Annotated in this window: 16 protein-coding genes; 14 read left to right on the top strand and 2 right to left on the bottom strand. The window is 40.2% G+C overall.

Features of this window, described 5'->3' with window-relative positions; translation table 11 throughout:
- Positions 1 to 179: 179 nt before the first annotated feature.
- From nox to ODU41_RS05430, 8 genes are all read left to right on the top strand, one after another.
- A complete protein-coding gene (nox, locus tag ODU41_RS05465; protein WP_014638055.1) occupies positions 180 to 1,547 on the top strand; it encodes a H2O-forming NADH oxidase in 1,368 nt (455 codons plus the stop codon).
- A gap of 135 nt (positions 1,548 to 1,682) precedes the next feature.
- Positions 1,683 to 3,962, top strand: coding sequence for a DNA helicase PcrA (gene pcrA / locus ODU41_RS05460; protein ID WP_240207793.1), 2,280 nt, complete (start codon positions 1,683 to 1,685; stop codon positions 3,960 to 3,962).
- A gap of 434 nt (positions 3,963 to 4,396) precedes the next feature.
- Entirely contained in the window at positions 4,397 to 5,152 is a 756-nt protein-coding gene (locus tag ODU41_RS05455) for a translation initiation factor 2 (protein WP_172035552.1), read from the top strand.
- Positions 5,153 to 5,484: 332 nt separating this feature from the next.
- Positions 5,485 to 6,168, top strand: coding sequence for a YjjG family noncanonical pyrimidine nucleotidase (locus ODU41_RS05450; RefSeq protein ID WP_105183796.1), 684 nt, complete (start codon positions 5,485 to 5,487; stop codon positions 6,166 to 6,168).
- A 78-nt stretch (positions 6,169 to 6,246) separates the two neighbouring features.
- Positions 6,247 to 7,011: a CPBP family intramembrane glutamic endopeptidase gene (locus tag ODU41_RS05445; protein ID WP_105183795.1), complete on the top strand. Its 765-nt coding sequence runs from the start codon at positions 6,247 to 6,249 to the stop codon at positions 7,009 to 7,011.
- A 241-nt stretch (positions 7,012 to 7,252) separates the two neighbouring features.
- A complete protein-coding gene (locus ODU41_RS05440; RefSeq protein ID WP_002943658.1) occupies positions 7,253 to 7,504 on the top strand; it encodes a phage holin in 252 nt (83 codons plus the stop codon).
- A gap of 338 nt (positions 7,505 to 7,842) precedes the next feature.
- Positions 7,843 to 8,598, top strand: a complete 756-nt coding sequence (gene ldcB, locus ODU41_RS05435; protein ID WP_044681910.1) for an LD-carboxypeptidase LdcB/DacB — start codon at positions 7,843 to 7,845, stop codon at positions 8,596 to 8,598.
- An 88-nt stretch (positions 8,599 to 8,686) separates the two neighbouring features.
- Entirely contained in the window at positions 8,687 to 9,130 is a 444-nt protein-coding gene (locus ODU41_RS05430; protein WP_002935466.1) for a VOC family protein, read from the top strand.
- Between the two features lie 22 nt (positions 9,131 to 9,152).
- On the opposite strand, the gene ODU41_RS05425 is transcribed toward ODU41_RS05430, so the two are convergent.
- Positions 9,153 to 10,763, bottom strand: a complete 1,611-nt coding sequence (locus ODU41_RS05425; RefSeq protein ID WP_105183793.1) for a permease — start codon at positions 10,761 to 10,763, stop codon at positions 9,153 to 9,155.
- Positions 10,760 to 11,503, bottom strand: a complete 744-nt coding sequence (locus ODU41_RS05420) for an ABC transporter ATP-binding protein (RefSeq protein ID WP_011922278.1) — start codon at positions 11,501 to 11,503, stop codon at positions 10,760 to 10,762. The genes ODU41_RS05425 and ODU41_RS05420 overlap by 4 nt, the downstream gene beginning before the upstream one ends.
- Before the next feature lie 239 nt (positions 11,504 to 11,742).
- Between ODU41_RS05420 and uvrC the strand changes: the two genes are divergently transcribed.
- From uvrC to ODU41_RS05390, 6 genes are all read left to right on the top strand, one after another.
- Positions 11,743 to 13,512 (top strand): excinuclease ABC subunit UvrC, encoded by a 1,770-nt coding sequence (gene uvrC, locus ODU41_RS05415; protein ID WP_105183792.1) that lies wholly within the window; start codon positions 11,743 to 11,745, stop codon positions 13,510 to 13,512.
- 392 nt (positions 13,513 to 13,904) lie between these two features.
- Positions 13,905 to 14,057 carry a hypothetical protein gene (locus ODU41_RS05410; protein ID WP_238710797.1) on the top strand — a complete coding sequence of 51 codons (153 nt, stop codon included), beginning with the start codon at positions 13,905 to 13,907 and terminating at the stop codon, positions 14,055 to 14,057.
- A 171-nt stretch (positions 14,058 to 14,228) separates the two neighbouring features.
- Positions 14,229 to 14,357 carry a DUF4044 domain-containing protein gene (locus ODU41_RS05405; RefSeq protein WP_002943675.1) on the top strand — a complete coding sequence of 43 codons (129 nt, stop codon included), beginning with the start codon at positions 14,229 to 14,231 and terminating at the stop codon, positions 14,355 to 14,357.
- 205 nt (positions 14,358 to 14,562) lie between these two features.
- A complete protein-coding gene (gene obgE / locus ODU41_RS05400) occupies positions 14,563 to 15,876 on the top strand; it encodes a GTPase ObgE (protein WP_014735924.1) in 1,314 nt (437 codons plus the stop codon).
- Between the two features lie 464 nt (positions 15,877 to 16,340).
- Positions 16,341 to 16,505: a hypothetical protein gene (locus ODU41_RS05395; protein ID WP_024384426.1), complete on the top strand. Its 165-nt coding sequence runs from the start codon at positions 16,341 to 16,343 to the stop codon at positions 16,503 to 16,505.
- Between the two features lie 294 nt (positions 16,506 to 16,799).
- Entirely contained in the window at positions 16,800 to 24,230 is a 7,431-nt protein-coding gene (locus ODU41_RS05390; RefSeq protein WP_398578739.1) for a MucBP domain-containing protein, read from the top strand.
- Positions 24,231 to 24,274: the final 44 nt, after the last annotated feature.

The raw sequence follows: 24,274 nt of genomic DNA, 5'->3' as shown, positions 1-24,274 counted from the left end.
CCTAGAGAAATCTAGGTTTTTTGCTTTTATATATCTTTACATTGTTTAAAGAAAATAGCATTTCAAAAACTTTTTGAAAAAAATGTGATATTCTGAGCATATTTTTTGAAATCGGTAACATTTATATTGTATAATATAGTTCGTAAAAAAATATATTTTCGAAAGTGAGATTTTACATTATGGCTAAAATCGTTGTTGTCGGTGCTAACCATGCTGGTACTGCCGCAATCAAAACTATGTTGACAAATTATGGTCAAGAAAATGAAATCGTTGTATTTGACCAAAACTCAAATATTTCATTCTTGGGTTGTGGTATGGCTTTGTGGATCGGTGAGCAAATTGGCGGTCCTGAAGGACTTTTCTACTCAAACAAAGAAGAGTTGGAGAGCTTGGGCGCGACAGTATACATGGAGTCACCTGTTACAAACATTGACTATGATGCCAAAACAGTTACAGCGCTTGTAAATGGTCAAGAACATGTTGAATCATTTGAAAAACTTCTTTTCGCAACTGGTTCACAACCTATCTTGCCACCAATCAAAGGTGCTGAAATCAAAGAAGGTTCTCTTGAATTTGAAGCAACTCTTGAAAACTTGCAATTCGTTAAATTGTACCAAAACTCAGCAGATGTTATTGAAAAATTGAAAAACAAAGACATCAACCGCGTAGCAGTTGTTGGTGCTGGTTACATCGGTGTTGAGCTTGCAGAAGCATTCCAACGTAAAGGTAAAGAAGTTATCCTTATCGACGTTGTGGATACATGTTTGGCTGGTTACTATGACCGCGACTTGTCAGACCTTATGGCTAAAAACATGGAAGAGCATGGTATTCAACTTGCCTTTGGCGAAACTGTTAAAGAAGTTGCTGGTAATGGTAAAGTTGAGAAAATCATCACTGATAAGAACGAATACGATGTTGACATGGTTATCTTGGCTGTTGGTTTCCGTCCAAACACTGCATTTGCAGGTGAAGGAATCGAGCGCTTCCGTAACGGTGCCTTCCTTGTAAACAAACGCCAAGAAACTTCAATCCCAGGCGTTTACGCTATCGGTGACTGTGCAACAATCTACGACAACGCTACTGGCGACACAAGCTACATCGCTTTGGCTTCAAACGCAGTACGTACTGGTATCGTAGCAGCTCACAACATCTGTGGTACTGACCTTGAAGGTATCGGTGTACAAGGGTCTAACGGTATCTCTATCTACGGTCTTAACCTTGTATCAACAGGTTTGACACTTGAAAAAGCAACTCGTCTTGGTTTGAATGCTGCGGTTACTGAAGTAACTGACAACCAAAAACCAGAATTCATGGAGCACGGCAACTTCCCAGTAACTATCAAGATTGTTTACGATAAAGATTCACGTCGTATCCTTGGTGCGCAAATGGCTGCTCGTGAAGATATCTCATTGGGTATCCACCTCTTCTCATTGGCAATCCAAGAAGGTGTAACAATCGAAAAATTGGCCTTGACAGACTTATTCTTCTTGCCACACTTCAACAAACCTTACAACTACATCACAGTAGCTGCCTTGGGTGCTGAATAATTAATTGAATACAAAAGCTCAGAGATGACTCTGGGCTTTTTTGGTGAGAAATTTTGTTCTACATTGCTGGGACTACTTTTTGATTGATTTTTTGGTATAATGGAGAGTATGAAGTTTTAGAGAAAGTATGAGAAAATGAACCCATTATTAAACGGAATGAATGACAGACAGGCAGAAGCGGTACAGACGACGGAAGGTCCGCTATTGATTATGGCAGGGGCTGGTTCGGGTAAGACGCGAGTCCTGACCCACCGTATCGCTTATTTGATTGATGAAAAAATGGTTAATCCTTGGAATATCTTAGCCATTACCTTTACCAATAAAGCGGCGCGTGAGATGAAGGAGCGGGCCTACGCCCTCAATCCTGCTACTCAAGATTGTTTGATTGCTACCTTCCACTCCATGTGCGTACGGATTTTGCGTCGAGATGCTGACCATATCGGCTACAACCGCAATTTTACGATTGTCGATCCAGGTGAGCAACGCAGTCTCATGAAACGGATTTTGAAAAATCTCAATCTAGACCCGAAAAAGTGGAGTGAACGCTCAATCTTGGGAACCATTTCTAATGCCAAAAACGACTTGATTGATGACAAGGCATTTGAAGCCCAGGCTGGCGACCTATACACGCAGATTGTTGCTAAATGCTACACGGCTTATCAAAAGGAACTCAGACAGTCAGAGGCCGTTGACTTTGATGATTTGATCATGTTGACGCTCCGCCTTTTTGACCAAAATCCAGAGGTCCTGACCTATTACCAGCAGAAATTCCAGTATATCCATGTCGATGAGTATCAGGATACCAACCATGCCCAGTACCAATTGGTCAAGCTCCTGGCATCACGTTTCAAGAATATCTGCGTGGTCGGAGATGCGGACCAGTCTATCTATGGTTGGCGTGGTGCGGATATGCAAAATATCCTGGACTTTGAAAAGGATTATCCAGAGAGCAAGGTTGTCCTTTTGGAAGAAAACTATCGTTCGACCAAGAACGTCTTGCAGGCTGCCAATGAGGTCATCGAAAACAACCGCAACCGCCGTCCCAAAAAACTCTGGACCCAGAATGCCCAAGGGGATTTGATTACCTACTATCGTGCCAGAGATGAGAATGACGAGGCGATTTTTGTTGCAGGGCAGATTGACCAGTTGCATCGAGAAGGCAAGGCTTATAAGGATTTTGCAGTTCTCTATCGGACCAATGCCCAATCCCGTACCATTGAAGAAGCCCTGCTCAAGTCCAATATCCCTTATACCATGGTTGGAGGCACCAAGTTCTACAGCCGTAAGGAAATCCGAGATGTGATTTCTTATTTGAATATCATCGCAAATCCATCGGACAATATCTCCTATGAACGCATTGTCAATGAGCCAAAGCGTGGCGTTGGACCTGGTACGGTTGACAAACTCCGTGATTTTGCGACCAGCCACAGCATGTCCTTGCTAGAAGCTTCTCAGGATATTATGTTGTCGCCGATTAAAGGGAAGGCAGCACAGGCAGTCTTTGACCTAGCCAATCTCCTCTATAATCTTCGTAATCAATTAGACAACTTGACGGTTACCCAAGTAGTTGAGGCAGTATTGAACCAAACAGGCTACATCGATGCCCTTGCCGCACAAAATACGCTGGAAGCCAATGCTCGCATAGAAAACATTCAGGAATTCCTTTCTGTTACCAAAAACTTTGATGAAAAGGATGCTGAGGAAGAAGAGACAGGTCTGGATCGCTTGACACGCTTCCTGCTTGATTTGGCACTGATTGCGGATACAGATGATGGCGATACAGAATCTTCAGAAGTGACCCTCATGACTCTCCATGCGGCCAAGGGTCTGGAATTTCCAGTTGTTTTCTTGATTGGCATGGAGGAAAATGTCTTCCCACTCAGTCGTGCAGCAGAAGAAGAGGACGAATTGGAAGAAGAACGTCGTTTGGCGTACGTAGGCATCACCCGTGCTGAGCAGACTCTCTACCTGACCAATGCCAATTCTCGACTTCTTTTCGGTCGCACCAACTACAACCAACCAAGCCGCTTTATTCGAGAAATTTCCAGTGACTTGCTTGATTATCAAGGCCTCGCTCGTCCAGCCAATACTAGCTTTAAGGCTTCTTATGTCAATGGCAGAGCGACACAGTTTGGACAAGGTATGAGTTTGCAACAAGCCATGCAAAGTCGAAAAGCATCCGTACAACCATCTGCCAAGCTCGGAGGCAGTATGCCTTTCGCATCAAGTAACAAATCGTCTGGCTCAGGCACCAACTGGTCAGTTGGTGACATCGCAGCCCACAAGAAATGGGGACGCGGAACAGTCCTTGAAGTATCAGGCTCAGGCAGCAACCAAGAACTCAAAATCAATTTCCCAGAAATGGGCCTCAAAAAAGTCTTGGCAAGCTTAGCACCGATTAGTAAGGAAGAGTAGGGATGAACTAAAAGTAAAAAGGAAACATCGCATTTTACAAGACTTGCGACGTCTTCATAATATTATTTTTAGAACGATATATGACACCTCAAAATGGATCTTGACCTGACTGTTTGAGGTGATTTTTTGTATACTGCTTAAAGCATCGAAACAATCTTGCAGGCTTTGTTGACAACTAGATAAGCAAATTTTGAATCGGATGTTTTTAGAGTGTGTCTTACAATCCATATGCTAAACCACAAATATAGAAAAAAAACGGATAGCTCCAAGAGAAAATACTACTTGTATTGTTATACTGATAGTAGTTAAAAGTCTTTTATTTGCTAGAGATTCTCATCTTAGTAAGGAAGGGATAGTCTAGAAATGGGACGATTAGCTTGCCAATATTTTTGTAGCTAGCGCAAAAATAGATCAAATAAAAGAAGGAGACTCTTATGAGCAAACGTAAAATTATATCAAGTTTATTTTTAAGTGCTACCGTATTGGGAGGATTGCTGTTTACACAGACACCAACTGTAAAAGCAATTGAGTCAGACGGAAATGTGCAAATAACAAATAACACCCCTCAAAATTCACCTATCTTTTCTCTAGGGGATCCTATTCAAGAAACTAATTATAACGACTCGGTCAAAAAGTCAGTATCCATTGATGCAACGATTGGAGACTCTGAAAATGAAGTAAAATGGACGGTAAAATTTAATTCTACCCTTTGGAACCTTCGATATGATAAGGGAGGATATTATTTTATCATCCCTGATGGTATGCAATTGAAAAAGATTGTTGATAAGCAGACAGGAAAAGATATAATTGGTAATTTCCCAGAAGATATTAATGGTGACAATAATGGTTCCTATAGTCCATATCGCCATTTTAAAAAGAATTTTTCTACTTATGGAGACCGAAACTTTGATAGCCAATGGGGGTGGTCAGCAGGACGTGTAGGCAGTGGTCAAGTAAACCAATGGAAAGATGAAAACGCGTTTTCAGATATTTATTATATAGATAATCCTAGCAGTGATGGTCTGGCAACCTATGAATTGGTCACAGAAGTAACAGATCCAAGTAAAGCTAACAAATCTTTCCCTCTGGTAGCAGTCATGAAGAACTATTACGCTAAAACTTGGTATCTTGGTGAACCAGCTTCGTTAGCAGGACGTGCTGTAACTATTGAACCTCGTCAAATGAATTAAAAATATTCGCAAGGAAATGTTTTTTCTAGGCTTTTGAAACCAGTATTCCTTCAAAATTGAGAAGGTTTAAGGGGTTTAAGCCAACCAGTGGCAATCGTGTGTAGTTAAGGCTACTACGATTGCCTTTTTCTGCGAGTCCTCTTCTCTTTACTTGAACAAACTAGCGCTTGCATAATATGATGAGGAAACCCGTACGTCCAGAGCTACTGAAAACTGAAAAACAGTATAATAGAGCCTAGGACACGGAGCTATTTTTTTAGAAACTGTGGTATACTTTAGATATACTGCCTGATATCGTTTCAGTAGTTTCTGCTTAGAAAGGACCTATCATCTTGCAATACAAACACTTACTCTTTGATCTTGACCATACTCTTCTGGATTTTAGCCGTGGAGAAGAAGTAGCCTTAACCCAGTTTTTGACAGCTATGGAGGTTGAAGATATTCAAGCTTTTAAAGAAGTCTATCGACCGCTCAATCAGGGCATGTGGAAGGATTTGGAAAAAGGGAACATTACAAAGAAAGAGCTAATAAACACCCGCTTTTCACGGACCTTTGCCCACTTTGGTCGGCAAGTTGATGGAAGGGAGATGGCCTTGCGCTACCAAGAATTTATTGGGCGGCAGGGACAAATTTTTACAGGTGCAGATAAGCTTTTGCAGGAATTGACACACCGAGGCTACCAGATTTATGCAGCGACCAACGGCGTGACCTATATACAGGAAAATCGCTTGCTTCACTCACCGATTCAATCGTATTTTAAAGAAGTATTTATTTCTGAGCAGATGGGGACGCAAAAGCCTGCGACTGATTTTTATGAAAAAATAGCAGAGCAGATTGCAGGTTTTCACTTTGCCCAAGCCTTAATGATTGGAGACAGTTTGACAGCAGATATTCAAGGCGGAAATAATGCTGGTATGGATACTGTTTGGTACAATCCGACTCATATGATAAACAAGAGTAAAGCAGTTCCAACCTATACCATTCATAGTTATCAAGAATTATTAGATTTGCTATAAGATATTTTAAGAAACTTATAAGGATTTTAGTATATAATTATACAGAAAGAATATGTACAAAAATATAAGGAGGAAAAAGTGAAAAGATTACTGAGACGTATTCGTCCAACAAAGCCCCTAAAAGAACTCACTTGGATAGATTTGATTATTATCACAACGATTTTATGTGGTAATGCTATTTATACCTCAACCATGCAATGGATAGCATCATTTTCCGCAACAGAAACCATTGAAACAGGAGTTCTATCGTTTAGTCCAACCGATAATTGGTGGGCTCTAGCCAATCAAGGAAAGTTATTCCTGTTTGCCCTGGTGTATTTATTGATTCGTAATTATGATTTCAAGCAGCTAAAAGTAAAATTAGAGTGGAGAGTTTTGCTCTGGGGACCACTGATTTTCATCGGTGCTGGTCTGATTAGCGATTTGGCATTTACAGCTTTTTCATATATTCCAGGTCTGTCTGGTGGGTATAATTTCCTCGGATACTTTCCTTACTATGACTGGAATATCATGACAGTGCTCAACCGTTTCCTAGCCGTTGACTACAGCACAGTTATCTATTCCTTGTTTAATGGCTTCTATGAAGAGTTCTTTTTCTTAGGCTTATTGTTGAGTACAGATAAGAAAAAGCGTTCGCTGGTCTTACTCTTTTCAACAATTGTCCGTATATCTTTCCATACCTATCAAGGAATGGTATCTGCTCTTGTTATTGGTGTAGCCTTCGGCCTTTTCTATTACTACATGTACACAAGGAAAAATGACAATTTATTGCCATATTTCTTAGGACATGCTCTTGCGGATATGGTTGGTACAAGTTTCTTCTCATTATTTATTGCAGGGTAAACAATGAGAAGAACGGACATCAAGCTAATCGGATAAAATTTCTTTCTCCCTACAGCTGACAAACGGATGATGATACGTAGTTTCTATCAACTCGGTATCATCACCCGTTTTATTGTGCTGATATATTTAATCTGTTCAGTCAAATTTCGATTGCTTTATCATATTTTTTATCCCATATTTTTTGAATTAACGGTTTATTTATGTTAAAATGTATTTTTATACATCAAAAAGGAGTATAGATATGAAACAAATAAAGAATCGTTTAAAAAAACATATGTTTTGGATTGGACTCATTTCGTTAGTATTGATGCTCGTTGATAATGTCCTATTTTGTTATTTTAATATTGAATGTAGTCGTACCTTAAACCAAATCGAGCAGACGATTTGTATCATCCTTAGTATTCTTGTATTTTTAGGAGTGCTAAATAATAAACCGGATGTGAAGGTAGAAGACATCATAAAAAACGGTATGTCATCTAAAAATCAACAATAATGTTTGTTTAGAAACTACTGATGAGGTATCTAGTTTCAGTATCTCTAGCTAAGACGGATTTTTCAAAATATAGTCAGTATCTCCTAAAAAACTATTTTGTATATAAATCACTTTACTTGTGAATACGACTATTTAACATCATATATGTCCACCAGTCGAAAGGCTGGTGTTTCTATTTATGACATGTATGTTATCGTGAATACCACTACTTGAAGGAAAAGAATCGAGAGAAATTCAATGAACACTAAAAGTATCAATAGTAGTTAAAACCATAAGCCGTTATTAGACGGGGTCTTATGATTGTGCTACAATAGAGATAATTATAAGAGAACGGGGTGATGTTAATGAAACGTACTATTCTATTATGCTTGCCAACAATACTGTTACTAGCAGCATGTCATCAAAATACAAATCAGGCCAATACTACAAAAAATTCGTCAACAGTTGTTTCGACTACTTCAAGTCAGTCTGCTTCAACAACTTCGGAGCAGTCAACAAGCAGCTCTACATCGGCGGAAACGAATCAAGAAGTAACAAGTACAGAGACTCAGGTAAATTTTAACGGTTCCTATTATAGTGTACAAGGAAAATATGGCGAAGTGATTATCGCAAATAAAAAGCATCCGCTTGCAGCTGATTATGCACCGGGCGAAAATCCTGAAGCCTTAGCAGCTTTTCAACGATTAATAGCAGATATGCAGGCGCTAGGATTTGGTATCTCCAATAACTATAGTGGATTTCGTTCCTATGAAACTCAGGCAAGTCTCTACCAGTCTTATGTAAATCAGGAAGGACAAGCAGCGGCAGATAGGTATTCTGCAAGAGCTGGATATAGTGAACATCAGACAGGATTAGCCTTTGATTTATTGGATACAAGTGGTAATTTATTAGAAGAGCCCAATGCTTCTCAGTGGTTGGCTACGAATGCACATCTATATGGCTTTGTTGTCCGCTATCTTCCAGGAAAAGAGTCTAGCACAGGCTATATGGCAGAATCCTGGCATGTGCGATATATTGGTCAAGAAGCGACAGATATTTACAATTCAGGCTTGACCTTGGAAGAATATTTTGGTGTACCAGGCGGAGATTACTAATTTTACATTTAGTCAGAAATAAGTCGAAAAATTTGTCCGTATAACTAACTCGTGATATAATAAACCATCATAATTTTGGAGGTCCATCATGCTTAAAGCAATGGAAGTATACTTGGTTACTAATGGTAATGGTTTGGAAGCCATCGAGTTTTATAAAAATGCTCTTGGGGCAACAGTGGAGCAAGTAAATCTATTTAAAGATTTCTTACCAGACTGCCCTGCTGAACTAGAAAATTACGTGATGAATGCACAGTTTCGTTTGAATGGTCAACGTTTTATGTTGTCAGACAACAACCCAGAAATGCCTTATACAGTAGGTGACAATATTACAGTTGCGCTTATCACAGACGATGCTGAGACAGCGCAGGAACTATACAGCAAGTTATCTGTAGATGCAACTGCTATCAATATGGAACTTCAAGCAGTTCCTTGGTCTCCTGCCTATGGTAATGTAACAGACAAGTTTGGTATCTCTTGGCAAATCAATGCTGAAGTAGAAGGATACGGTCAGGAATATTACGCAGAAAACTAAAATAGATTGGACAACGTCCAATCTATTTTAGTTTTTGCCAATAAGCTTTGTAGATATAAAGTTGAAGAGCAGCGGATAGAACAAATAGTAAGGTCATCAAGGCTGAGCTTACATAAGCTGCACCAATAGTGCCAGCTAATATGATGCTGACAACTAGAATAATGGCTCCGAGAAACATTGTTCCTATGATTGATCCAGCAATTAACCATTGACCCGCTCCGCGACCAAATAACTGGTTACTATTTTGCCAGTTGAGCATAAGGAGTCGTTGGTCACGCCAGTAATAAATCTGACCAGTTAGCAGGGCTGAAATGATGATGCCGACTGTAAAGAAGACTGCTAGAATGAGTTTGACTTTCATGAAACCTAGAGCTAAAGCAAAGTAAAGTAGAGTTGGAAGTGCGAATTGTACGGCAGCCAATACCCAGAATTTTTGGATGATAAATTTTTTGAAACTTATAGGAAGTGTTCGAATGAAATGATAATTTTCCTTTTCCAATGACATGGCTACTCCGATGAAGGTTGTAGAACCAGCAAATAGACTGCCAAGCAAGAATCCAGCTAATAGAGCAATACCAAAGAAATCCCATTCAACTGAACTTAGACCACCATTCTCCGTGAAACGGCTAAAACTTGGAAAAAGCGCAACTCCCATGATGATTGGTTGTATCATGGTTTGGACCATGAGGTTGCTATCTTTAAGAGTAGATAGGTGGTGTTTCACTAAAGCCTGATTGAGATTGCTAGGAATCTTGGCAGATTTAGCATTATTGGTCCGTTTTGTCGAAGCATTTTCAATCGCCAAAACTTGATTAAAGTAGTTGGGAATGACAGTTTTAAACGCAAACACAATAAGTCCAAACATCAAAATGAGAGGAAGTCCAAAATGAAGGAGTGTCTCTAGTGATATAGTATGGCTGACCAAGTAATGGAATCCAGCAAATATAGGTATGATAGGAAAATCAACAAAGCCACCAGATTCGAGTGAAACGGTCTGCTGGGATTGCAGGAACATGAGCGCAGCAAAAGCCAGCAAGGAAGAACCTGTCATCAGGATTGTAGAAATCAATGTTTTACGAGGGCTTTTTGTCAGAACTTCCCCAACAAAGTGCATGATAATCAGATTGACTAAATTAACTAAAATCCAGAGAATCAAAAAGGAAGGAATGGAAGCTAAGGCGAGGAGCGGACCGCCAATTTGCCAGTAAGTGATCAGAAGTAAAGACAGACACGGCATGAGGAAGGGTAGGACCATCCCTTGTGCAGAGAGGATTTTAGCGAGAAAGACTTCTTGTGGCTTCAGGGGAAGTGCTAAATACAATTTTGTATCCTTACTATCGTAGAAAACGGAGAAGAAACCTGTAAAACCGTAGACAATGGCAATAATGGTAAAGAGCGCTAGTTGCAGAGAAAAGAAACCGATGGACTGACTATAATCTACTCCCATGAAAAAGACAGAATAGAGAAGTCCGAAACTCAAAACCATAAATACTTGTTGCAAGAGGACACTTTTATAGGCTGAAAAGGAGGCGTCTTTGCGCTTACTTTGTTTCTTCTTGACGGAAGCTAGAAGTTGAGGGTTGGAATAAAGAATATTAATCTTTACTAGTTCCCAAATGATGGATTTACTCATACTTCCTCACCTGCCTTCACTTGTTGGCGTCCAGCTAATTCCAAATAGATGGTTTCCAAATCTTTATCTGGATACTGTGATTTGAGTTCATCAAGACTTCCTACGAAAATGAGTTGCCCTTTTCGGAGAATAGCAATGCGGTCACAGAGTTGTTCAGCTACTGAAAGGACGTGTGTAGAAAATAGAACGGTGTGACCAGACTGAGCATGTTCTTTCATCATTTGTTTTAGGTCGAAAGAGGCCTGAGGATCCAGTCCAGTTAGGGGTTCATCCAAAATCCAAATATCAGGGTTAGGGATCAATGCACCAATAATAATGGTTTTCTGACGCATACCGTGTGAAAAACTATCAATAGGCTCATGCTGGCGCGCGGTCATATCAAATAGACTAGATAGTTTAGCGATACGGTCATCAACTGTATCCTTTTCTACACCATAGACCTTGCCCATAAAGTGCCAGTATTCAAAAGCTGTTAAGTGTAGGAAGATGTCTGGCGAATCTGGAACGTAGGCTATACGTTTCTTGACTTCATCGCGGTTTTCCTCTAGGTTTAAACCATCAACAGAAATAGTTCCATAACTGGCTTCGATTATCGAAGTCAATAGACTGATTGTCGTTGTTTTTCCTGCCCCATTGTGACCAATTAAACCGAAAATCTCGCCGCTTTCAATTGTCAAATTTAGGTCATCAAGTGCGATTGTTTCGCCGTATGTTTTTGTGATATGGTCAAATTGTATCATAGTAACCTCCTTGTTATTCGTGAACTAAAAGTAGGAGCTTGCTAGGTATTCCAAGCCGTACTCCAATGTTCTTCGAATAATATATACAATTAATTACATCTATTATACTGCTGAATTAGTACAAAAGCAATAGTTTCTATCAATATTTTTGTAGTATAGATGCGGATATATTCCAAGAAGTCTAGTGTAAAAAGGAATGCAATAAGCTCGATTATCAGAAAATTTGCTATAATAGACCTATGAACGATTTGATCAAGCATAAGTTGGAGTTGCTGCCGGACAGTCCGGGTTGCTACCTCCATAAAAACAAGTACGGTAAGATTATCTATGTGGGCAAGGCCAAAAACCTGCGCAATCGAGTGCGGTCTTATTTTCGTGGTGCCCATGATACCAAGACAGAGGCCTTGGTGTCAGAGATTGCGGACTTTGAATTTATCGTAACGGATTCTAATATCGAGGCGCTCTTGTTGGAAATCAATCTGATTCAGGAAAACAAGCCTCGCTATAACATCATGCTCAAGGATGACAAGTCTTATCCTTTTATCAAAATTACTAAAGAACGTCACCCACGGCTGCTCATTACACGGCAGATTAAGAAGGACGGTGGTCAGTATTTTGGTCCCTATCCCGATGTGGGTGCGGCCAATCAGACCCTCAAACTATTGGAGCGCCTCTATCCTTTCCGCAAGTGTAAATTGCCTGAGAACAAGTATTGTCTTTATTATCATTTGGGGCAATGTTTGGCTCACGGGGAAAACCTGCCCAGCCTGTCTGACTATGACAAGATGGCTAAGGAAGTGGCCCAGTTCTTGACGGGGCATGATGATAAGATTGTCAAGGAAGTTCAGGACAAGATGAAGGCGGCTGCTGGCAATTTGGAATTTGAAAAGGCTGCGGAATATCGTGATGTCCTGCAATCCATTTCAACCCTGCGGACCAAGCAACGAGTGATGGCTCATGACTTGCAAAACCGCGATGTCTTTGGTTATTATGTAGACAAGGGCTGGATGTGTGTGCAGGTTTTCTTTGTTCGGCAGGGGAAACTGATTGAGCGGAATGTCAATCTTTTTCCATACTATAATGATGCGGACGAAGATTTTTTGACCTACATCGGTCAGTTTTACAGGGACCAGCAACATTTGATTCCCTCAGAGGTCTTGATACCGCAGGATATTAACCAAGAAGCCGTAGAAGCTCTGGTAGATACCAAGGTCATCAAGCCTCAGCGTGGCGAGAAGAAGCAACTCATCAATCTGGCAACCAAGAATGCGCGTGTTAGTCTGGAGCAGAAGTTTAATCTTTTGGAGAAAAATCTGGAGAAGACCTACGGTGCGGTGGAGAATATCGGTCAGCTTTTGGGGATTCCGACGCCTGTGCGGATTGAGGCTTTCGATAACTCCAACATCATGGGGACCAGTCCTGTGTCGGCTATGGTGGTCTTTGAAAATGGTGTACCCAATAAAAAAGAATACCGCAAGTACAAGATTAAGACGGTGGAGGGGCCAGATGATTATGCCTCTATGCGTGAAGTGCTGCAACGCCGTTATAGTCGGGTCTTGCGGGACGGTTTGACACCGCCTGATTTGATCATCATTGACGGTGGTCAGGGACAGGTCAATATCGCAAAACAGGTCATCGAGCAGGAATTGGGTATGTCCATTCCCATTGCAGGTTTGCAGAAGAATGACAAGCACCAGACCCACGAGTTGCTTTTTGGAAATCCGCTGGAAGTGGTGGAATTGCCCCGTAATTCTCAGGAATTTTTCCTCCTGCATCGGATTCAAGATGAGGTTCACCGCTTTGCTATTGAGTTTCATCGTCAGGTTCGGTCAAAAAATTCCTTCTCATCTAAATTGGATGGCATAGAAGGCTTGGGACCAAAACGCAAACAGGCTTTGATGAAGCATTTCAAATCCATTGGCAATATCCAGTCGGCCAGTCTACAAGAAATTGCAGAAGCAGGTGTACCGTATAAGGTGGCGGAGTTGGTCAAGGAGAAGTTGAAGTAAAACCAAACGGTGTAATAATATCCAAAAATCTAATAAAAATACATCAAAATACTTCATAATCTCAGTGATATATATTTATAATATACACATAAAGCGCTTGATAAGCTTTAATTTATTACCAATACAAATATGCTAGTAAAATAGAGAGTTAGGTAAAGGTTATGCAAAGATATATCACTCATGCAGTTGGACTATTGTTCATATTGTGTATGCTACTGCCGTTTACATATACTACGGACAGTGAAAGTTATTTTGTTTTCCTTGTGTCAGGTTGGCGGTATTTCAGCCAAAACTTGTTTTCCTTGTCCTCTATTCTAATCTTTTTAGCTTTCTTTTTCATTAATTATCAAGCTAATAAAAATATTCAGCTGATTATTTTTATCATGACTTTTATGGTTACATTGTATTTTTATTGCTTACCCATTCTGGCTCTAGGAGAAGAATTCTGGAGTCGTATAATCGAATTGCCTGTTGCTTATTACATTTGTGGTTTAGTTATGATTGTTGGAGTTGGATTAAAAGTAAAACGTTTGGTATCTGGTTAATTGCCTAATATTTCTGAAAAGCACGAGGACTGTCTTTCTAGTCAAAAGCTGGAAAGCAGTCCTTTTAAGATAATCTGGTAAATCTTGTCTTCTGGCAGGTAGAGATGAGATTTGAAAGCTCTACTAATTTATGGTAAAATGAATTATCAATGACTGATTAAGGAGAAAGCAATGGCGTTCGGCGAAGAAAAACACAAGAAAACAACATTTGAAAAAGTAACTTTAGTAATTGTTGTCGTGATGGTTGTCGTGACATTAGCTGGCTTGATTTTACCAGCCATTAATGCATTGATGAATTAAGAATCTGTATTCACTGTTCAGCACTTCTATACTAAGGCTAGTTTTTAAGCACTCATCGTTAGTTTTTTTAAGAAAATACAGTCAGTATTTTGAAAAAACTACCTTGATTGGCTAAAAACGATTTCTTATATATGAGCACTTCGCTTGTGAATACAGGTCTAAAACGCTTTTAAGCGTTTTTTTCTAGGAAAGAATAGGGTAAATTATGAGTATGTTTTTAGATACTGCCAAGATTAAGGTCAAGGCAGGGAAAGGTGGCGACGGGATGGTCGCCTTCCGCCGTGAAAAGTATGTACCTAATGGCGGTCCTTGGGGCGGTGATGGTGGCCGTGGCGGAGACGTTGTTTTTGTTGTAGATGAAGGCTTGCGTACTCTCATGGACTTCCGTTACAACCGTCGTTTTAAAGCTGACGATGGCGAAAAAGGGATGACCAAGGGCATGCATGGTCGTGGTGCGGAAGACCTGATTGTTCGAGTACCACAGGGGACAACTGTTCGTGATGCGGATACTGGCAAGGTTATCACCGACTTGGTTGAAAATGGTCAAGAATTTGTCATTGCCCACGGTGGTCGTGGTGGTCGTGGAAATATTCGTTTTGCGACACCTAAGAATCCAGCGCCTGAGATTTCTGAAAATGGAGAACCAGGTGAGGAGCGCAATCTTGAATTAGAATTGAAAGTGTTGGCTGATGTAGGTCTTGTAGGTTTCCCATCAGTTGGAAAATCAACGCTTCTCAGTGTTATTACAGCAGCTAAACCTAAAATTGGTGCCTACCATTTTACAACTATTGTGCCAAATTTGGGAATGGTTCGGACCAAATCTGGCGAGTCATTTGCTGTGGCAGACTTACCAGGTTTGATTGAGGGTGCTAGTCAAGGTGTTGGATTGGGAACGCAATTCCTTCGTCACATCGAGCGGACACGTGTTATCTTGCATGTCTTGGATATGTCAGCAAGTGAAGGTCGTGATCCTTATGAAGATTACGTAGCCATCAACAATGAATTGGAAACCTACAATCTTCGTCTCATGGAACGTCCACAGATTATCGTTGCCAATAAGATGGACATGCCGGAATCAGAGGAAAATCTGAAAGAATTTAAGAAAAAATTGGCAGCCAACTATGATGAATTTGACGAACTGCCACAGATTTTCCCAATTTCAGGGATTGCTCACCAAGGTTTGGAAAATCTTTTGGAAGCCACAGCTGAGTTGCTAGAGAAAACGCCTGAATTCTTGCTCTACGACGAATCAGATTTCCAAGAAGAAGAGGCTTACTATGGCTTTAACCCAGATGAGCCAGAATTTGATATCAGCCGTGCAGACGATGCAAGCTGGGTTCTATCTGGTGACAAACTAGAAAAACTCTTTACCATGACTAACTTTGATCGTGACGAATCTGTCATGAAATTTGCTCGTCAGTTGCGTGGCATGGGTGTCGATGAAGCCCTTCGTGCCCGCGGAGCCAAAGATGGCGACACAGTTCGCATCGGCAAGTTCGAATTCGAGTTTGTGGATTAAAACTGTCCGGGGGACAGTTTTAACCCGAGCCTAAAAATTCGAAAGCGAGGTAAGCAGTTTGACTGGGAGTGGGAAAGAACTCGACTAGTTAAAAAAGAGTTCGTCTTCCCACCCCCGCACAGTTGATTAGGTCAGATTTGGAGTGTAAAACACGAACAAATCTGACAATCAACCACTGCGCTGAGATGTTGACACGAACTCTAAAGAGTGGTGCTAGGCTTTTTGCCCAGCCTCTAGTCAAACTACGCCAAGTCCTATGGGACCTTGGCTAGCTACCTTACTAACTTCACCCAAATGGTAGTATCGACCATTTGGGCTCCGTGTCGTAACGTTGGAACTACCTCTAAGTCCTAAAGGACTTGATGTAGTACGGTAGCCGTTATGGCGGACTCCCTACCAACCTTACTAATTTCATTCAGTTAATGATCGTTTGTAAACAATCTATAAAATAGTTGGAGGTTTATATGGGTGATAAACCAATATCCTTCAAGGATAAGGATGGAAATTTTGTCTCAGCAGCCGATGTATGGAATGCTGAGAAATTAGAAGAACTTTTTAATACACTTAATCCTAATCGGAAATTTCGTTTAGAAAGGGAACGATTGGCAAAGGAAAAAGAAAAAGAATAAATCCCAAATCTGCTTGTTGGCGTAAAAACAGGCAGATTTTTTATATCTACTTTTAAATGCGATATTTATCAATATAATATTATGTCTAAAAATGCATTTACATGTATAAATGGCGTAAATATTCACTGAAATATTAATAAATATAATTTTTAAGAAAATTGGATAATATTGTTTGTCGTGTTCAATTATTTATAGTATAATACAGTAGATAATTACTGAATTTTTCAAGGATTTTTTGTAAAAACTGTAAAATTTTTGTAATTAATAAATAAAAAATTGGGGGAGGTTTTTTCGATGCGTAAAGCTAAGAAAAAGTCGTTTAATTGGTACGGAATGAAGCAACATTTCTCAATCCGTAAATATCATTTTGGTGCTGCAAGTGTCTTGCTTGGTATGTCATTGGTGATGGGGGCTGGTGCACAAACTGTTAAAGCAGAAGAGACTGCGGCATCCTCAGATGCGACTACTGCAAGTAGTACATCGGTTGACTCCTTGAATGCAGATGCCAAAGAGTCAGTTGCTTTACCAACAGAAACAGCTGCAAGTTCTGAACGTACGGTTGATATTTCTTACATTGTTAAGTATGTCCTTGAGGACGGTTCAGTCGTAAGTGCTTCGGTAGAATCTGTTTCGACAACAACTACAGAGGCAATTGCCAAAGCAACAGCAACAGTAACAGCGGTTGTACCAGAAGGTTATGAATTGGCATCTGGTGAGTCAGCAACAGTTTTGCATGAAGTGACTGAAAATGCTGAAAATATTGTAACTGTAAAAGTTGTCAAAAAAGTAGAAGCTACAGCAGCTGTTAGCACTCCTACTACAACATCAACAACTGTAGCAACTGTAGCAACTGCTAGTTCAACAACTACAGCAGCTACATCAACTACACCTACGACACCTGCAACTGTAGAAGAAGCTAAAACAGTTCTTGAGCAAGTAACTTCAGAAGCGGAAGTATTGGCAAATGAAGCTAATCGTTTTGTTGCTGCAGATAGCACAAATGAAGCGTTGAAAACATCAGCTGCCGCAACTAAATTGGTTGTAACAGAAGCAACAGTGGTATTGAACGATTCAACTGCAACGCTTGAATCCGTGAATGCTCAAATCAATGCAGTTCGTTCAAATGTTGAAGCACTTGCTCTTGAGTTGCGTAAATTCCTAGGTTCTGATGTAATCGAAGTCGCTTTGAATACCTCGGTAACATCAGGTCTTAAAGTTGGTGAAGGCGAAGGAATTCTTGTTGAAAAAGGCACAACGGCTACACCCTCAATGGATGATCCAAATGGAGCAGGTATCAAGCCACACACTCTTCGAACTGGTGTGACAGCTACAACTGAGGCTGGATGGTATACTTTTGATTCATACGACTTGAATTCATATAATGTAAACATGGCTGGTAGTATATTTAATGGAACAGCTTTGAATGCTTACATCCGTTTCTCTCTAGATTCGAACCCAAATACACAGACTGTTTTAGCAGAGTTAGTCAGTAAAACCGATGGACAAGTACTAGAGAAACACACGGTGGAAACCGATACAAGTGTAGTCTTTACATATCCAAAAACCATTAATGCTAATAATGAAAATATTAAGTTGAGTTATGAAACTCAAAATGCCGTTGATGGTAGTACTTACGGCAATTTGAGATTCATCGGTGATACTACTGGTTCAATCTACAATAATACTATCCTGCCCGTCTATCAAATTAACACGACTACTTATAAAGTAGAAGATGGAAGAATTTTAGCAACTTATAATCTTCAAACCATCGGTGGACAAACTGTTACATCTTCTGGTCAACGTGAATTTGCTGGCTATGAGTTTGTTGAGAAGATTGTGGAACCAGCCCAAGGTGGTTATCCAGTAGGTACGGTATATGTTGCTGGTAAAGTTAATACTGCAACTGACAAATCCAATACGATTCAATACAAGGTAATTCGTACTATTGTATCAAATACAGAATATGTTCATGAGATTTATGTTTTGGATCCAACTTATACGGGAACAGTAGACTGGGATGGTCTTGATACTCGCGGATTCTTCAAGTTGCTAGAGACTTCTCATTTGAGTTACACTCCAGATAGAGTAAGCTATGATTATAATACCAATGCAACAATTAGTGCAAATTATACAGTTGATCCTGACTCAGGCTATATGGTGTTTGCGGAGTCTCCTCTAAATGCCCAAGGTTCTAAATATCGTGTAGTAGCTCAATGGTCAGGTACAGATGCAACAGGTCCTTACGGACGAATTTTTATCGGTTCCCAAGTATGGACCAAAGCGAATACAGGTGCTGATACTCCTTTTGCATGGCAGTCTGTTAACGGTTCATATATTGATTTGGGATACGCACCTTACGGTATTCAACAGACTTTGCGCGGAGCTTCCACACCTGCAGCTTTGACAACTACTTATGTGTATCGTGCACTTAATCAAGAGGCTATCATCCGCTACCAAGTTGAAGGTGCTACAGACTATTTAGAAGATTCAGGTATATTGATGGGTGGTTCAGGAACAGATATTAACTACTCAACTGAAGAAACGATTAATAAGTACAAAAAGCTAGGTTATGAACTTGTTTCGGATAACTTTACTACCTCAGGCGGTCAAGACTATGATTCTGATACGGCGGTGCTACAAGAATTCCTAGTTGTCATCAAGCCTCGTGTCGTTGACGTTCCTAAAGGTGTTGTACCTGGGGAACCAGTGGATCCAACAGATCCAAACTCACCAGTCTGGCCAGATACAGTAAAAAATCAGGAAACTACTCAAGAAGTAACGCGTACTGTTGAATACAAGTATGAAGATGGAACACCAGTCCGTGTAGATGCGTCAGGTAATATCTTGCCAAAAGACTCTACTGAGGGTACACCACTTGTTAAGACTCAAACAGTAACCTTTACTCGTCCAGCTCAAGTTAACCTTGTTACAGGTGAGATTACTTATGGTGAATGGTCAGCAGATTCTACAGATGTTCTAAGTGGTAACTTGATTCCAGAAATCACAGACTATACTGCAACTCGTACGACTCTTGAAGGTGCAGATGCACCAATGACAGAAACTGTTAAGGATAAAACCGTTGCAGCTACTGATGCAGATATTAATGAAGTGGTTTACTTCAAAGAAAATCCTAAGTATGGTGATGTAGTTGTAAATTATGTCAATACAGACGGAAAGGTAATTGCAACTCCTGTTGTAGATACTAATGACGCTCTTGTAGGTACAGATTACTCTACTGCTGATCGTGTCCCAGAGAAAATCGTTGAAGATACAACTGGTGATGTCTACTACTACAAAGAAATCAAAGCTGAAGATGCAGCTAAAGAAACAGGTAAAGTAGTAGAAGGTACAACAGAAGTTACTTATGTTTATGAAAAAGCTGGTAATGTTGTTGTTAACTATACATTGGCTGACGGTACAGTTATCAAGGATCCTGTAAACGACGAAATAAACGCGAAACCAGGTAGTCCATACGATACAAAAGATAACAAGCCAGAAACAATTACTACTACAGATGGCAAAGTTTACAAACTTGTTCCAGCTGCGACAATTGGTAATGAAACTGGTGACGTTGAAGCAGGTAAGACAACAGAAGTCACTTACATCTATGAAGAAGTAGTCAGCGATGTTGTTGTTGAGTACTACGATACAGAGGGCAATGTCATTGCGAAAACTGTAACAGATACAGATGATGCTTCAGTTGGTACAGTTTACAACACAGACGAAGACAACCGTCCTGCGACTATCACAACTGATGATGGCACAGTTTACTACTACAAAGAAGTGAAGGATACTTCTGCACCAACAACTGGTAAAGTAGCAGAAACAACTACAACTGTTCAATATGTTTATGAAAAAGCTGGTAACGTTGTTGTTAACTACATCACAGAAGATGGTACAGTTATTAAGCAACCTGTAAATGACGAAACAAACGCTCAACCAGGTACTGAATACAACACAACAGATAACAAACCAACGACTATCACTACAGAAGATGGTAAGACTTACGAATTGATCCCAACTGCAACAATCGGTAACGAAACTGGTAACGTTGAAGCAGGTAAGACAACAGAAGTCACTTACGTCTACAAAGAAGTGAAAGGTTCAGTTGTTGTTAACTACGTAACGACTGACGGAACTGTTCTCCAAGCACCTGTTACAGACACACCAGAAACTTCAACAGGTACTCCATATGACACAACAGATGTTAAGCCAGAAACAATCACAACAGCAGACGGCAAGACATACAAACTTGTTCCAGCCCTTACAAAAGGTTCTGAAACAGGCGATGTTGTTCCAGGCGTAACTGAAGTAACCTATGTGTACGAAGAAGTGAAGGGTGACGTTGTTGTTAACTATGTAAATACTGACGGAAAAGTTATTGCAACTCCAGTCGTAGATACTAAAGCAACATCAACAGGTACAGCTTACGATACAACCGACAACAAACCAGAGAAAATCATTGAAGATGCGACTGGTGATGTATACTACTACAAAGAGGTTCAGCCTGGTTCAAATGAAACAGGCAAGGTTGTAGAAGGTACAACAGAAGTCACTTATGTATATGAAAAAGCTGGTAATGTTGTTGTTAACTACATCACAGAAGATGGTACAGTCATCAAGACACCTGTTAATGACGAAACAAACGCAAAACCAGGTAGTCCGTATGATACGACTGATAACAAGCCGAAGACAATTACTACCGAAGATGGTACAACATACGAACTTGTTCGCACCGATGGAAATGAGAATGGTTCAGTTGAAGGTGGTAAAACTACGGAAGTAACCTATGTTTATCGTAAAGTAGAAGCGCCGGTTGCTAAAACAGGTAATGTTGTAGTTGAATATTACAATACTGACGGCGAAAAAATCGCAGCGGATGTTGAAGATACACCTGAAACAGCTGTTGGAACAGTTTATGAGACCCTTGATTACAAACCAACAACCATCACTAAAGATGGCGTGAAATACTACTACAAAGAAGTTAAAGCGACATCTGCTACTGAGAAAGGTACCGTAAGCGAAGGTACAACAACTGTTCAATATGTTTACGAACCAGGTGGTTCAGTCACAGTCAACTATGTAACGACTGATGGTGCAGTCATCAAGTCTCCTGTGAAGGATGAAGAAAACGCTGAGCCAGGTAAGTCTTATACAACAGAAGACAACAAACCAACAACTATCACAACCGAAGACGGTAAGACCTACAAACTTGTTCCAAACGCAACAACGGGTGATGAAAATGGAACAATCACTTCAGGCGAAGATAAGCAAGTAACTTATGTTTACGAAGAAGTGAAAGGAAATGTTATTGTTAACTATATCGATACAGAAGGTAATGTTATCAAGACACCAGTTGAAGATACTAAGTCTGTATCAACAGGTACAGCATACGACACAACCGACAACAAACCAACTACTATCACGACAGAAGATGGTACAGAGTACAAACTTGTTCCTGTATTAACAAAAGGTGATGAAACAGGTAAAGTAGTTGAAGGTACAACACAAGTAACGTATGTATACCAAAAAGTAACAACTCCTGCTCCAAAACCAAATGGTAGTGTCGTTGTTAATTATGTCAATACAAATGGTGAAACAATTGCAACTTCAGTAAATGATACAACAGATGCTAAATTGGATACACCATACGATACAACAGATTACAAACCTGCCATTATCAAACACGACGGTGTTACATACTACTACAAGGAAGTGAAATCTGGTGATAGCGAGACAGGTAATGTCGTTGAAGGTACAACAGAAGTCACATACATCTACGAACCAGGTGGTTCAGTCACAGTCAACTATGTAACGACCGATGGTACAGTTATCAAGTCTCCTGTGAAGGATGAAGAAAACGCTGAGCCAGGTAAGTCTTATACAACAGAAGATAACAAACCAACAACTATCACAACCGAAGACGGTAAGACCTACAAACTTGTTCCAAACGCAACAACGGGTGATGAAAATGGAACAATCACTTCAGGTGAAGATAAGCAAGTAACTTATGTTTACGAAGAAGTGAAAGGAAATGTTGTTGTTAACTATATCGATACAGAAGGTAATGTTATCAAGACACCTGTCGAAGATACGAAGTCTGTATCAACAGGTACAGCATACGACACAACCGACAACAAACCAACTACTATCACGACAGAAGATGGTACTGTCTATGAAATCGTGCCAGTATTGACAATCGGTTCTGAATCTGGTTCAGTCGTAGAGGGTACAACACAAGTAACCTATGTTTATCGTAAGGTATCTACACCAACTCCAGCAGTTAAGAATGGTACGGTTGTTGTTAATTACGTAACAGAAGATGGCACAGTCATCAAGTCACCTGTGACAGATACGCCAACCTCTCCAGAAGGTACGTCATACGACACAACCGATAACAAACCAACTGAAATTACAACGGAAGATGGTTCACGTTATGTATTAATTCCGTCTAAGACAATTGGTTCAGAGAATGGTACAGTTGTAGAAGGCGAAACTGTTGTTACTTACGTGTATAAGAAAGTTGCGAACTGGATTCCACAAATTCCGTCAACACCGGAAAATCCAACACCAGTTAACCCAGTTATCCCTTATCCGTTTGACCCAACAAATCCTGATAAACCGGTTGATCCAACAACACCAGGAACAAATGGTGAAGTTCCAAATATTCCTTATGTTCCAGGCTACACACCAGTAGATCCTAAGGACAATACACCATTGAAACCGGTTGATCCAAATGATCCAGGTAAAGGTTATGTACCACCAACTCCAGATGAAACTGGTAAAGATACACCAATTCCTTATGTTCAAAACGGTAATGTTGTTGTTAACTATGTAACAGAAGATGGCACAGTCATCAAGTCACCTGTAAATGATGAAACAGATGCACCAGCTGGTAAATCTTATGATACAACCGACAACAAACCAACTACTATCACGACAGAAGATGGTACAACTTATGAGCTTGTTCGTGTTGATGGTTCAGAAAACGGTACTGTTGTAGGTGGTAAAACAACTGAGGTAACTTATGTTTACCGTAAGGTTGAAACACCAACTAAGAAAGTTGTAACTAACCACGTTGATGAAGAAGGTAATCCGATTGCACCACAAGAAGAAGGTACAACACCTGATAAATCAATCCCAGGATATGAGTTCACAGGTAAGACGATTACTGACGAAGATGGCAACACAACCCACATCTACAAGAAAACACCAACTAAGAAAGTTGTAACTAACCACGTTGATGAAGAAGGTAATCCGATTGCACCACAAGAAGAAGGTACAACACCTGACAAATCAATCCCAGGATATGAGTTCACAGGTAAGACGATTACTGATGAAGATGGCAATACAACCCACATCTACAAGAAAACACCAACTAAGACAGTCATAACAAAACACGTTGATGAAGAAGGTAATCCTGTTGCACCACAAGAAGATGGTACAACACCAAATAAATCAATTCCTGGTTATGAATATGTACGTACTGTAGTTGATGTTGAAGGTAACACAACGCATATTTATCGCAAAGTTTCTAATAAGCCGACCCCACCTGCTACAGAAACTCCTGTGAAGCCTCAGCCAGCAACTCCGACTCCAACTGCTGATAAGACGAAACAATTGCCAAATACTGGTGAAGCTTCATCTTCAGCTGGCGTCCTTGGTGCAGCGATGCTGGTTGCAGCAATCGCTCTTGCAGGCAAACGTCGTCGTCACGAAGACTAATTATGTTTCTTTACACGAATTCTTCCCCCGATAGAATAAGTGAA

Source organism: Streptococcus sp. 2022WUSS083 (genome assembly GCF_044427155.1).
Lineage (GTDB): Bacteria > Bacillota > Bacilli > Lactobacillales > Streptococcaceae > Streptococcus > Streptococcus hashimotonensis.
Note: the sequence above shows the minus strand (reverse complement) of the source record. Positions and strands in the feature narration are given on the sequence as shown.

Bases quoted from the DNA above. Each gene is read 5' to 3' on its own strand.
- ODU41_RS05455 (WP_172035552.1), top strand. From the start codon at position 4,397: ATGAGCAAACGTAAAATTATATCAAGTTTATTTTTAAGTGCTACCGTA.
- ODU41_RS05390 (WP_398578739.1), top strand. From the start codon at position 16,800: ATGCGTAAAGCTAAGAAAAAGTCGTTTAATTGGTACGGAATGAAGCAA.
- ODU41_RS05410 (WP_238710797.1), top strand. From the start codon at position 13,905: ATGGTTACATTGTATTTTTATTGCTTACCCATTCTGGCTCTAGGAGAA.
- pcrA (WP_240207793.1), top strand. From the start codon at position 1,683: ATGAACCCATTATTAAACGGAATGAATGACAGACAGGCAGAAGCGGTA.
- ODU41_RS05430 (WP_002935466.1), top strand. From the start codon at position 8,687: ATGCTTAAAGCAATGGAAGTATACTTGGTTACTAATGGTAATGGTTTG.
- ODU41_RS05405 (WP_002943675.1), top strand. From the start codon at position 14,229: ATGGCGTTCGGCGAAGAAAAACACAAGAAAACAACATTTGAAAAAGTA.
- obgE (WP_014735924.1), top strand. From the start codon at position 14,563: ATGAGTATGTTTTTAGATACTGCCAAGATTAAGGTCAAGGCAGGGAAA.
- ldcB (WP_044681910.1), top strand. From the start codon at position 7,843: ATGTTAATGAAACGTACTATTCTATTATGCTTGCCAACAATACTGTTA.
- ODU41_RS05440 (WP_002943658.1), top strand. From the start codon at position 7,253: ATGAAACAAATAAAGAATCGTTTAAAAAAACATATGTTTTGGATTGGA.
- nox (WP_014638055.1), top strand. From the start codon at position 180: ATGGCTAAAATCGTTGTTGTCGGTGCTAACCATGCTGGTACTGCCGCA.
- ODU41_RS05425 (WP_105183793.1), bottom strand. From the start codon at position 10,763: ATGAGTAAATCCATCATTTGGGAACTAGTAAAGATTAATATTCTTTAT.
- uvrC (WP_105183792.1), top strand. From the start codon at position 11,743: ATGAACGATTTGATCAAGCATAAGTTGGAGTTGCTGCCGGACAGTCCG.
- ODU41_RS05420 (WP_011922278.1), bottom strand. From the start codon at position 11,503: ATGATACAATTTGACCATATCACAAAAACATACGGCGAAACAATCGCA.
- ODU41_RS05395 (WP_024384426.1), top strand. From the start codon at position 16,341: ATGGGTGATAAACCAATATCCTTCAAGGATAAGGATGGAAATTTTGTC.